The organism is Myxococcus llanfairpwllgwyngyllgogerychwyrndrobwllllantysiliogogogochensis, assembly GCF_006636215.1.
Taxonomy (GTDB): domain Bacteria; phylum Myxococcota; class Myxococcia; order Myxococcales; family Myxococcaceae; genus Myxococcus; species Myxococcus llanfairpwllgwyngyllgogerychwyrndrobwllllantysiliogogogochensis.
Genome location: NZ_VIFM01000027.1, coordinates 56,758 through 68,581 on the forward strand (window position 1 = coordinate 56,758; position 11,824 = coordinate 68,581).

At 67.0% G+C, this 11,824-nt stretch carries 10 protein-coding genes; 5 read left to right on the forward strand and 5 right to left on the reverse strand.

All coding sequences use genetic code 11. The features are described 5' to 3' along the window. The first annotated feature begins 73 nt into the window (after nucleotides 1–73). Nucleotides 74–2,146 (forward strand): glycoside hydrolase family 5 protein, encoded by a 2,073-nt coding sequence (locus tag FJV41_RS09525; protein WP_181790519.1) that lies wholly within the window; start codon nucleotides 74–76, stop codon nucleotides 2,144–2,146. Nucleotides 2,147–2,218: 72 nt separating this feature from the next. On the opposite strand, the gene FJV41_RS09530 is transcribed toward FJV41_RS09525, so the two are convergent. Continuing rightward, nucleotides 2,219–2,896 carry an FMN-dependent NADH-azoreductase gene (locus FJV41_RS09530; protein ID WP_141642118.1) on the reverse strand — a complete coding sequence of 226 codons (678 nt, stop codon included), beginning with the start codon at nucleotides 2,894–2,896 and terminating at the stop codon, nucleotides 2,219–2,221. 143 nt (nucleotides 2,897–3,039) lie between these two features. Between FJV41_RS09530 and gcvA the strand changes: the two genes are divergently transcribed. Next, nucleotides 3,040–3,990, forward strand: a complete 951-nt coding sequence (gene gcvA / locus FJV41_RS09535) for a transcriptional regulator GcvA (protein ID WP_141642119.1) — start codon at nucleotides 3,040–3,042, stop codon at nucleotides 3,988–3,990. A gap of 97 nt (nucleotides 3,991–4,087) precedes the next feature. On the opposite strand, the gene FJV41_RS09540 is transcribed toward gcvA, so the two are convergent. Continuing rightward, on the reverse strand, nucleotides 4,088–7,024 hold the full coding sequence (locus FJV41_RS09540) for an Ig-like domain-containing protein (protein ID WP_220137843.1): 2,937 nt from the start codon (nucleotides 7,022–7,024) through the stop codon (nucleotides 4,088–4,090). A gap of 249 nt (nucleotides 7,025–7,273) precedes the next feature. On the opposite strand from FJV41_RS09540, the gene FJV41_RS09545 reads away from it, so the two are divergent. Next, a complete protein-coding gene (locus FJV41_RS09545; protein ID WP_141642121.1) occupies nucleotides 7,274–7,501 on the forward strand; it encodes a hypothetical protein in 228 nt (75 codons plus the stop codon). A gap of 51 nt (nucleotides 7,502–7,552) precedes the next feature. On the opposite strand, the gene FJV41_RS09550 is transcribed toward FJV41_RS09545, so the two are convergent. Next, the gene (locus FJV41_RS09550; protein WP_141642122.1) at nucleotides 7,553–8,068 is read right to left on the reverse strand and encodes a winged helix-turn-helix transcriptional regulator; all 516 of its coding nucleotides are present in this window, start codon (nucleotides 8,066–8,068) and stop codon (nucleotides 7,553–7,555) included. Between the two features lie 94 nt (nucleotides 8,069–8,162). Here FJV41_RS09550 and FJV41_RS09555 point away from each other — a divergent pair, with 94 nt between their 5' ends. Both FJV41_RS09555 and FJV41_RS09560 read left to right on the forward strand, forming a co-directional pair. Continuing rightward, nucleotides 8,163–8,822, forward strand: coding sequence for a glutathione S-transferase family protein (locus tag FJV41_RS09555; protein WP_141642123.1), 660 nt, complete (start codon nucleotides 8,163–8,165; stop codon nucleotides 8,820–8,822). A 174-nt stretch (nucleotides 8,823–8,996) separates the two neighbouring features. Continuing rightward, complete coding sequence (locus FJV41_RS09560; RefSeq protein WP_141642124.1) at nucleotides 8,997–9,332, forward strand: putative quinol monooxygenase; 336 nt, start codon at nucleotides 8,997–8,999, stop codon at nucleotides 9,330–9,332. A 113-nt stretch (nucleotides 9,333–9,445) separates the two neighbouring features. Here FJV41_RS09560 and FJV41_RS09565 read toward each other — a convergent pair whose 3' ends face one another. Beyond that, complete coding sequence (locus FJV41_RS09565; protein ID WP_181790523.1) at nucleotides 9,446–10,882, reverse strand: hypothetical protein; 1,437 nt, start codon at nucleotides 10,880–10,882, stop codon at nucleotides 9,446–9,448. A 143-nt stretch (nucleotides 10,883–11,025) separates the two neighbouring features. Continuing rightward, nucleotides 11,026–11,757: an AraC family transcriptional regulator gene (locus FJV41_RS09570; RefSeq protein WP_141642126.1), complete on the reverse strand. Its 732-nt coding sequence runs from the start codon at nucleotides 11,755–11,757 to the stop codon at nucleotides 11,026–11,028. Nucleotides 11,758–11,824: the final 67 nt, after the last annotated feature.

Below are 11,824 nucleotides of genomic sequence, written 5' to 3' on the forward strand. Positions count from 1 at the left end.
TATCTTCACCCTTGGCGCTGCATGTGCTCCGCCTTCGAGCGAAGAAGCGGGCCTGACCGCAAGCGACCTGCTGATGGAAGCACCCGCTTCGAGCACGGACAGGCTGTTGCTCCTGCCTGCGCTGAACACCTCCTACCAGACGGTGTTGTATGACGATGCCGTCACGCCAGGTTGGGATGCCGGCTACAGTTGGGGCAACGTCTCCCATGGTTCGACGACGAGCATCAAGGCCTACGGCGCTTCGTCGATGCAGGTCACCTCCGCCGCCGACAGCGCCCTTGCGCTGGGAGCTGACGGTCAGTCGTTCTCGACAAATACCTACACGGCGGTGAGCTTCGCCATCCATCGGGGCACCGCGAACCTGACGGCAATCAAGAACCTCAAGCTCATCGTGAGCCAGGAGGGCGTCGATGGAAACGGGGGCGTCGCCATCGGCAACTACGCCAGCCCGAGCTTCGACGCCCTGGGCGCGGGTGAATGGACTCGCGTCACCATCCCGATGAGCGCGCTCAAGGGCTCGCTGACCACCTTCAACAAGCTCACGCTCATGGCGCAGACCGCGGTCAACTACGGCATCGATGGCATCGCCATCGAGATTCCGCAGCTGCCCGCGCTCGACACCTCCACCATGACGGTCCTGTATAACGATGCGGTCGCGTCCGGTTGGAGCACCGGCTACAGCTGGGGCGGCACCACGCTCGCACCCGACACGGCCAGCAGGGCCTATGGCACCACGTCCATGAAGGTGACGGCGCCAGCCAACAGTGCCCTGGCCTTGGGCGCGGTCGGAGCCAGCCTTCCGGTCGCCAACCACGTCGCCGTGAGCTTCGCCATCAACCCGGGCACTTCAAACCTCACGGCCATCCAGGCCCTCAAGGTCATCGTGAGCCAGGAGGGTGTCGACGGGAATGCGGGTGTCGCCATCAGCGCCTATGCGAATCCGAGCCTGGGTTCCCTGCCGCCGGGGCACTGGACGCGCGTCAGAATCCCGATGAGTGCGCTCAAGGGAGCGTTGACGACCTTCAACAAGCTCACCATCCAGAGCGCCACGGCGGTGGTCTACGGGGTCGACGGAATCGTCCTGGAGAATGACACCACGAATCCGCCGACCGGCCTGGGGAAGACCTATCCCACCGGCGTGGCCTATCGCGGAATCAACCGCGCCGGGATGGAGTACGGCAACGACTGGGGCGGCTGGACCGGCCAGACCTTTTACGAGATGCCGTCGTCGACCCAGATCACCGCGGAGCTCGCATACTACAAGGGTAAGGGCTTCAACCTGATTCGCCTGCCAATCTCCTGGGAGCGCCTCCAGCACACGCTCCTGGGCCCGCTGAATACGGCGTATTCGAACGGCATGATGAATTACATCAACCTGGCGACGGCCCAGGGCTTCACCCTTGTGCTCGACCTGCACAACTACAATCGTTATGCGACGGGCGCGTTCGATGGCGCGGGAAATCAGACGGGGAACTACGTCCAACGCGTCATCGGAGACGGGACGCTGACTGTGAACCATCTCACCGACGTCTGGACGAAGCTCGCGAATCTGGTGAAGACGAACCCCAAGGTCATCCTGAACCTCATGAACGAGCCGCATGATCTCCCGATGACGTCGACCACCTGGTTCTCAGGGATTCAGACGGTCATGAACGCCGTGCGCGCGACGGGTTCAACCCAGTTGATCCTGGTTCCCAACACGCGCGCATCGGACGTGGGGCACTGGCACACCTGGGCTCCGGGTGGAGGTCCGCTCGACTCGGTCGCGGCCCTCTCCATCACGGACAGCGCCAACAACTACGCCTTCGACATGCATTCGTATTACCCGGAAGGCTACGGCAGCAACGATGAGTCGTCCTACGGCGCTCAGCTCACGGCGGTCACCCACTGGGCGAGAACCCACGGCAAGAAGCTGTTCCTGTCCGAGATGGGGATAGGAATCCACGAGTCTTTCGCGCAGCCCCAGATTACGAACGCGCTCACGTTCATGAACAACAACAGCGACGTGTGGATCGGTTGGTCTCCGTGGGATTTGACCCACTGGCAGCTCACCACCAACAATCATACGGCCGACTACACGACCAACGGAATCACGCCCATCAACTGGTACTCCGCCTTCTTGACCGCGAACTTCCTCGCGTTGTGAGCAGAGGCATCGAGACGGCGGGGCCTGTGAATGGTCCCGCCGGACTCGATGCGGAAGCCCGGCGAACCTCCGTCACTGTGCGAGGCGCAGCAGCCGGGCCACGAGGACATCGACTTGTTCCTCCGCGTGGGCGATGGAGCGCTCGAGCCGCTCACCGCCATACTCGTCGTATTCGACCGCCACGGAGTCCATGTCCGTGATGCCGATGTAGCCGAACGCGGTGCGGATGCTCGGCTCGACATGGTTCATGGCCTCGAGTCGTTCGCCGCGGCCATAGCCGAAGTCGCCGCGCGAGCTCAGGATGACGAGCTTCTTGCGCGCTTCGGTCAGCAGGGGCCAGTAGGGCTCGCCGGGCCGTGAGCGGTCGAACCCGAAGGTGCGGCCCACTCGGATGATGTTGTCGATGTACGCCTTGAACTGCGCCGGCACGTTGAAGTTGTACATGGGCACGCCCGCGACGATGAGGTCCGCGTCGAGCAGCTCATCCACCAGCGCGTCGCTCTCCGCGAGCACGTCCGTCATCCACGGTTCCCGCTTCGCGGGAGCAGTGAACGCCGCGTGAATCCACCGTCCCGTCACGGGAGTGGGAGGTGCCTGCCCGACGTCCCGGTAGACGACCGTGTCGCCCGGACGGCTTGCCCGCCAGCGCGCGACGAAGCGGGAGGACAGCCGGCGCGTATGTGAGCCATGAGGCACCTGCTCGGACCCACCCGGGCGAGCGCTCGAATCGAGATGAAGGATTTTGACCATGGGGTGTCTCCAATAGGGTTCCGGTTGAGTCGCGCTCATCCATGGCGCGGACCGGACACGAAGAGAGATAGAGGCTGGTCACTCCCCTGACAAACGCGTATTCCTCAGGCGATGGCTGAGCCTGATTCATCCATGGGTGCTTCATGAGGGACCTCCCACCGCTGTCGGCGCTTCGGGCCTTCGAGGCGGCCGCACGGCATCTCAGCTTCAAGAACGCCGCGGACGAACTCGCGGTGACCCCCACTGCCATCAGCCACCAGGTCCGTCAGCTGGAGGAGTGGCTGGGGCTGCGGCTCTTCGAACGGCACATCCGTCGCGTGGTCCTGACGAAAGAGGGGGCGGAGCTCTTCCCGTCGCTGAGGGAGGGCTTTGACACCATGGTCCGTGGGGTCGAAGCGCTCAGGACGCCCTCCGCCCAGGAGCTCCTCACGCTCTCGTCCACGGTCGCCTTCACGTCGAAGTGGTTGGTGCCGCGCGTGCCCGCGTTCCGGGCCGCGTGCCCTGGCCTGGACCTGCGGCTTCATGCCTCCGATGAGACCGTGGACTTGCGGGCGGGAGGAGTGGACCTGGCCATCCGCTATGGCCGGGGGGCGCATGCGGGGCTGCGCTCGGAGTTGCTGTTTCAGGACCGCTTCGCGCCTGTGTGCAGTCCGCGCTTGGGGGTGCGCGGACGGGAGGACCTCGGCCACCATCCACTCATCCACTTCGAGTGGCACCACGTCGAGGATGCGACTCCGACCTGGAACCGGTGGTTCGCCAGCGCGGGCGGACGGTACCGCGCCCCGAACGGCGAGCTGCGATTCTCCGACGAGTCTCACGCCATCCAGGCGGCTGTCGCGGGGCAGGGCATCGCGCTCGTCAGCCTCGTGCTCGTGGCGGAGGAGCTGGCCAGCGGGGCGCTCGTGCAGCCATTCGGGCCGGAGCTGGAGGGCTTCGCGTATCACCTCGTCTACCCGGACACGCCACGCCACGCCGAGCGGTTGGGCCCCTTGCGTCAGTGGTTGCTCGCCGAAGCGAAGGTGCTCGAGGCGCGGGCGTCCGGCGTTCGGCGCCCGGCACGCACGCGGAAGCCGGGCACCTCCCGCCGGCGCTGAGTCCTCGTCAGACCTTCTCCTGCCAGAGGAACCCATGTTCACCACAAGTCCCCCGCCCCGGGGCGTCCTGGGGCAAGAGGCAAGCACCCAGGCGGGCCTACTCGAAGACGGCCGAGAGCAGGGTATCGGTGCCCGCGTCCAGGTCCTGGCGAGGCCAGACGACGACGGCGTTGCCGAGCGGGCTGGTTGCCACCTCGATATTCCCGAGGTACCCCTTCACGGTGGCGAAATCGAGCCGCTGGGCGGAGGACCAGCCCGAGCCGGGCACGAAGCGTCGAGCCCAGACGGCCGTGACCGAGCCCTCGGTGCGGCCATAGACAACCGTGGCCGTGCCCGAGGGTGAGACGTGGAGGGCCTTGCCCCCTCCGTAGTCCGTCGCGAGTTGCTGGAGCGGCTGCCAGCCCGAGCCCTTCACGTAACGAGCACACCACAGCCCCCACTGGGAGCCGGGGCCATTCTGGCTCCAGACGACAAACGCATTGCCGTTCGCGTCCGCGCCCACCCGCGGCTCACCATTGACGCTCCCCTGCGAGTGGAGGGGCACCTCCTCGTCGCTGAAGCCAGAATTGAGACTGAAGGAGTTCGCGTACAGCCGGTAGTTGTCGAGGTGCCAGCGAATCCAGACGGCAAGGCCTGTCCCATCCGGGTTCAGGGCCATTTGAGGATAGCGGCCTCCGATGCTTTCGCCACGCGCCGGCACGCTCCAGCCCCCTGCTCCCTGGCGCGAGTACTGGAGAGGGCCGTTGATATCCGACCACGCCAACACCCCGTTCCCGCGCGAATCCACCCCGACGTCATAGCCGTCCACCGAATAGTCCCAGTTCGAGTCGTCGAGGGTGCGCACGAGGACCGGCGTGCCCCAGCCCGAACTCCCGGCGTACGGCTGCACCCACAGGAAGGACTGCGTGGAATTCTCCTCGACCCAGGCAGCGAGTGCCCCCTGATTGGGAGCTGTCACCACGCGGGGGGCCATCACCTTCAGCCCCGTGTTCGCGCCAAGCAATCGCGGCACACTCCAGCTCTGGACGGTGCTGTCGGAGCCCGTGGCGAGGATGCCGTAGGCCCTGCGGGCGCTGAAATCCCCCGTCGGCAACGCCTCCACCACGGCAAGAGGGGTGCCGTTGGACAGGGTCGTGAGCGCGCCCGGTTTGGGAAGTGAAGTGTCGATGGTCCCCGTCCCCACGACCTGGTCCGCCTCCCAGGCCGCGCCTGGCTTGTGGCGCCGCGCCCGGAGCCCCTCGTTGGCATACAGGACCGTCGCCACGCCAGCGGAGTCCATCGTGAGCACGGGGGAAGGGACCTTGCGGTTCGAGTTGCTCGAGATGAGCAGCGGGGCGCTCCACTGGGCCGCACGGACCGAGTAGTCCCAGGCGTGGGAGGGCGTCATCACGTTGCCAGCGAGGTCTTTCACCCCGTTGAGGGCGACGCTCACCTGCGCACCGAAGGCCGGCCGCTGCGTCAGCGTCAGCGTCAGCGTGCACTTTCCCGCCGCGCAGCTCACCGCGCCTCCGGACAACTCCATCCCGTTTGCCGTGACGTGGAACGAGGTCGGCGGCGCGCTGGCGGTGTCGAGGGTCGTCTCGCTGAACGACACCTCGATGGCGGTCCAGGGCGAGGCCGTGACCGAAGACGCGGCGGGCGTGGCGGACACCACGCGCGGCGGCGTGACGTCCACGATGAAGCCATTCGACATCTTCCAGCCCGAAGTGTTCCCAGCGGCATCCACGGCACGCACACAACTGGAGTAGCGCTGCTCGGCCAGGGTGAGCACCGTGAGCTCCGCGGACGAAGTGGCGCCCACATCCTGGATGCTGCTTGCATTGCCGGGGCACCCCGCGGTGGACGTCACGGCGAGTTCGTAGCGCCGGATGCCCACGGAGTCGGTGAAGCCGGACCAGCGAGCCGCGACGCGCGTGTTGCTGTTCTGATACTCGAGCTCCGCGCCGGCAAGGCCGTCCATCACCGTGGCGGCCAGCTCGGAGGGCGCCGTGCTGTCCTCGACGAACGTCAGTGCCGCGGAGCAGGCGGAGACGTTCCCGACCGCATCCGTGGCCTGGGCCACATAGGCCGACGTGCTGTTGTCGGCCACGGAGAGCGACAGAGAGACCTGCCCCTGGTTGTCGGCGGTGCGCGAGGCGAACTCCTCTCCAAGGCACGTCGCGCCCGCGAAGATGCGCACCGCAGCCCCCGGCTCGGTGGTGACCTGGAGGACCGGAACGTTGTGGTTGGCGGGAGCAACGGGGGTGGTGGCGAGCGCTGGAGTCGCGGGCGGCGTGCTGTCCTCGCGGTAGCTGGGGCCCACGGTGCAGGCCGCGGAGTTGCCCGCCGCATCGGAGGTGGTCACGTAGGTGGCCGTGACGGTGTCATCAGGGACGGACATGCGAACGGAGAACGTGCCGGCCGCGTCCGCCACCTGGCTGTCGATGGGCGTGCCTGAGCAGGTTCCATCGAAGTAGAGCCGGACGGTGGCTCCCGACTCCGTGCTGCCAATGAGGCGCGGCGTGTTGTCGTTGGCGGCTTCCGAGGGCGACAGCCGGAGGCCCGAGAGCTCAGGCGGAGTGCTGTCCTCGCGGTAGGTCACGCCTTGAGCAGAACACGCGGAGACGTTCCCGGCCCGGTCGATGGCCAGCCCATGGAAGGATGCCCATGCGTCGTCCAACACGCTCACGGGAATGGAGACATGTCCTTCGGCGTCCGCGGTGCCCTCGCCGACAATGGCGCCGGAGCAGCCCGCGACGGTGAAGAGGCGCACGCGCGCCCCGGGCTCGGTCCTGGCCAGGATGTGCAGCACGTTGGCATTGGCGGGAGAGGCGGGCGCGGTCCCGATGAGCATCGGCGCGTCGGGAGGCGAGGTGTCCTCCAGAGGCCCTGCGTCCCCGAGGCCCGCGTCCTTCTGCTCCGGTGTGCCGGAATCCCGCTCGGTGTGCGTCCCAGAATCCGTCGGCGTCGAGCCGTCAGGCAGCCCGTTGCCATTCCCCCCACAGGCAGCCAGCAGCCATCCACATACGACAGCGCCCACGAGCCCCTTCGCCATCGCCATCCGTCTCATATGCTCTTTCAACGTGAGGTCCCCCATCGCGACCACGCGCCTGACGGAGCCCCCAGGGCCGCCGCCCGAGGCGGTTCATCCACTCCGGGTGATGCCTACCCGAAATTCGCTCGCCGAGCCATGGGTGACCAGGCGGTTCCGGGAGCACGGCGCTCACCGGCGCCCATGTCGCCCGCAGCCCCCCTCGAGCGCTGTTTCTGGCGCTGCATCCTGGCGCCGACCTATCGTTGAAGGATGGCGATCTTCTGGTACCTGCTGGTCACGCTGCTCGGCGCGCTGGGAACCCTCTCCGTGCTGCGCGTGCTCGAGCGACTCGTGTTCGGAGGCGGTAGCGGCTCCCTCCTCGTGCAGGCCGGCCTGGGGCTCGGCTTCCTGATGCTGGCGAAAAAGGCGCTGGGCAAGGCGCGCGCATTGAAGCGCCCGGCCCCTCCCGCCGGAGGCACGGACCCAAATCCCTCCTGAACCGGAGAGTGGGATTCGCGCTCAGGCTGTCTGCACGCCCGCCAACCTCGCTCAAGGCTCGTCAGCGTGGGTCGCGCCGCCGCGGCGCGCGCAGGCCTTTTCGTAGGCGGCCTGGAGTTCACCGAACACCGAGCGAACTGGGCGGGCCGCACCCAGATGCAGGTGGCGCAGCTCCTCCATGAACGCATTCCACAGAGGCGGGCCGCCCTTCTCCAACAGTTCCGCGCGGACCGACAACTCCTTGCTCGGCCGGGTATGCCGGCGGCCCCAGGCCCCCATCTGCGCGAGCAGGGGCACGAGCTGGATGGCCGGTTCCGTGAGGTTGTAGATCCCCTTCTGCCTGTGTTCCGGAGCGCTTCGTCGCGTCAGCAGGCCGGACGCGGTCAGCCGCTTCAGCCGGTCCGCGAGGATGTTCGACGCGATGCCCTCCTCGCTCTGCGCGAGCAGCTCGCCGTAGGTGCACCTGTTCCCGAACATGACGTCGCGGATGACGATCAGACTCCAGCGGTCGCCCAGCTGTTCGAGTGTGAGGTTGATCGGACAGCCGGATCGTTTCGTGTGGGGCACAGCGAGTCTCCTGAAGTCACCACTTGCAATCTGCAAGTGCCTCGGGCAGAAATCAACCCATTGCAGTATGCAACTGGTTCTCGGAGGCCTCACGATGTCGCTCGCGCTCTATGGTCATTGCTTCTCCTCGTACACGCAGAAAGTGATCATCTCGCTGTACGAGAACGGTACGCCCTTCGATTTCCGCAGCCTCGGGCCGGATACGCCGCAGCACTCGGCCGAGTGGCTTCAACGTTGGCCGCTGCGCAAGTTCCCGCTGCTGGTGGACGGCGAGCGCAACATCGTCGAGACCAGCGTCATCATCGAGTACCTGCAGCTCGTGCATCCCGGGCCGGTGCGACTGCTCCCCTCGGAGCCGATGGCCGCGTTGGACGTGCGCTTCCTCGACCGCTTCTTCGACCTGCACGTCATGACTCCGGTGCAGCGCGCGGTAGATGGTGCACTGACGGGTGATTCGGTGAAGCGCCAGGAAGGCCTGGCCTTTGCCGCGCAAAAGCTGGAGCTCGCCTACGCGTGGCTCGAAGGACGGATTGGCGGCACGACCTGGGCCGCCGGTGCGGACTTCACGCTCGCGGACTGCGCGGCCGCCCCCTCGCTCTTCTACGCGGACTGGACGCATCCGATTTCCGAGGCCTTCCCCCTGCTGCGCGCCTACCGGGCCCGGTTGCTTGCCCGCCCGTCCTTCGCCCGGGCGGTGGACGAGGCGCGGTGTTTCAGGCCGAACTTTCCCCTCGGGGCGCCGGATCGAGACTGAAGCCCTGACATGCGCCGCGGTAGCGCACTGCCAGGAAGACCTCTTGACCGTGTACCCAGGCGCGCAACTTCTGCTCGCCATCGCGGCATGCAGCACGTTATCAAACGACTTCGAGCCCGCCGCGTGGCACACCGAAAACCGACCCTCCAGGCACGGCCTTCGTAGGAGCATCGTATGAGTCTTGTGGTTCTATGCGAGTTCAGAGCACGGACCGACGGGGAGACTGAGTTCCTGCGAGTGGCGCGGGCCTTGGCCTCCGTCGCCGCGACCGAGCCGGGAACGCTGCGCTATCAGTGGTTCACCACGCAGAAGCCCGGTCATTTTTCAATCATCGAGGAGTACGTCGACGCCGACGCGGCCGAAACACATAACAACCATGTCGGTTCGCTGCTCCGCGAACTCTTCGCAGTGGCGGACCTGGTGTCGGTGTCATTCTTCGGGGAACTCAACACGTACTTGCGCGAGTGGGCGTCCGGCCGCGAGGGAGTCTCAGTCAATACGCCGCTGTGACGGCGCCCGAGCGGCCTCGACACCGAGTCCGCTCGTCACCCACTTCTCGATAAGCAGGCCGTTACTCGGACGGCTCATCGAGCCTCGCGCCCCCCTGTTCGCCCGCGGCGGAATCACTTCGTGGCGGGCACGGGGTTGACCGGAGTGGGCTGGCGCGGCGCCTGGAGCCCGGGCGGTGATGCGGTCAGCGCGCCCAGGTAGAGCCGGCCGTGGAAGCCGTGGGGCTGCTGGGAGGTGAAGAGCTTCAGGCCCGCGGCCTGCGTGGAGGCCTGCCGTGCCTCGAGCGTCGGGCTGATGCCGAAGACGTTGCACTCCACGTCCTCGTCCCAGACGTCGTAGCGGCAGACGAACTGGGTGCCGCGCTGGAAGCCCACGTCCAGGGCACGCACCGAAGAAGACAGGGCGCGCGCCACGCGAACGCCCATGGGCTCGAAGTCGCCATCCCAGTTCACCTCCGTGGTGCGAGCATGGACGCTGCCCGCGAGCACCAGCGTCCAGGACTGGGGGCGCTTCGCCTGGGCGTTCAGCAGGTGCTGGGCCATCTGCGCCTCGCGTTCATTGCCCTGGGCCCTGTCGGCGTCGATGGCGGCCACGGCCACGTCCTTTCCGGAGACGCGCAAGCGGCGGGCCTGTTCGACGAGCCACAGCATGGCGCGGCTGCTGCGCCCGTCCTGGTAGGCCCGGCGCCAGAAGGCGCTCCCCGAGAGGAGATCCTGAACGGCCGATGAAGCGCCGTCGCTGGCGAGGTAGCGCTCGAGGAGCGGCTGCTCGGAGACGGGAATGGACAGCGCCAGCGTCACCGGCAGCGCCTGGGCCGTGGCCTCGCACAACATCCGCAGCGCCGCGGACGGCACCTCCTGCGTGCCCAGCGGGTCCGCCACGAGCAGGACACCTCCCGCCGCGAACAAGGACGAGGCGCCCTCCACGGGGGCACCACACGCGGGAGCGATGGCGGCGACGGGGGCCCCACCCTCCTCGCCCGCGCTCTCCATCACCACCGAGCGGAGGGGAACAGGGGGATTGCCATCCACCAGCTCCAGCGCGGGGGCCATCTCCAGCCGCTCCAGGAGCTTCTGCTCGACGCTCATGTCGCGGTAGCCGTGCGCCGGCCGGTAGCCCTCCAGCCCCGGGATGTTGTTGAAGGCCTCCGACATGGCGGGCACGGAGACCTGGTCGCGGGTCCGACCGGAGACCTCCGCGCTGGAGGCGCCCCCCTCCGCCGAATACCTGAGGCGAAAGACTCGAACGAGCGCCTGCCGGGGCCCGAGCCGCTCTCCCTTGATGTAGTAGCGCTCGGGGGGGATGACCTCCGGAATGAAGGAGGAGAACAGCTCCAGTCCCCCCTCCTTCTCCATCACGTCGTAGTGGTCCTTCTCCAGGAGGTATCGGACCGTCATCAGCGCGTCCTCGACGGGCACCTGATAGACGAGCTCGTGCGTGGGCGTCTCGTACCGACCCGTCTCCGGGTTGTACTGGGTGTCGATACCTCGCGTGAGGGTCGCGCATCCCACGCACCCCAGGAGCCCCAGCACCATTCCAAGCCGTCGCATCACTTCCTCCATGAGCCACAGTCCCTGGAGGTGGGTTGCTGGCCTCCTGGCCGCGTCAGTCGCTGAAACGATTGGGGCGCGGAGGACATACTGACATCGCGCGGTGGATGCCGGAATGAAGATTCGGACATCGACCGTGACGCTCAGCGGGGTCCGCGTGCGTCGAAGACGGTGCCCGAGAGACCATGGGTGAAGACCTTCGAGGGCGGCAAGCCGAACATCCTGCTGAACAGTCGGGAGAAATGGGCCGAATCGCAGAAGCCCGCGGCGTGCGCGACCTCGGTGAGGCTTCGGCCTCTGAGCGCGAGCGCGGTGGCCGCTTGCATCCGGTGCCAGGCGCGAAAGGCACCCAACGGGACGCCGAACTGTTCCCTGAATCGGTGTTCGACGAGGGACGTGGAGACCCCCACCCGCCGCGCCATGGTCATCGCATCGGAGGGTTTGTCAGTGGGTGTGGAAAGAAACGCGGCGATGCGAGCGATGCGTGCGTCGACCGTCAGCGGACAGGGGCCCAGATTCAAGGCGTTCTGGAAGAGTTCGGTCCAGGGTTCGGGCCTTCGCGAGACAAGGGCGGTTTCGACCGCCGCGCGCAACGCGCCTGCGTCCACCTGACGGCTGAGGCCCGCGCCGGGCTCCAGAAACAGCACGGCCGCGCGTCCACCATGAAAGTCGAGCGCATGCCACTGCCACCCGCGCACGAAGGCGGCTTCGTGGTGCTCGACGCGGCCGTCACCGTCGATGAGGTCGAACGCATCATCGAGCCCCACGAGAACGGCGTTGGCGGCGAACCGATGCCTGGGCAGCTCGTGGAAGCGGCCGACGTACAGAGATCTCCCTCCGCCCATCAACAAGTGGCTCTGCATCTGCAGAATCATACAAGCGTGGACGTGGGCGCCGCACCTAGCTTGGTGCGTTGAACCCCGCCGCTCCCCTGTCCCCTAC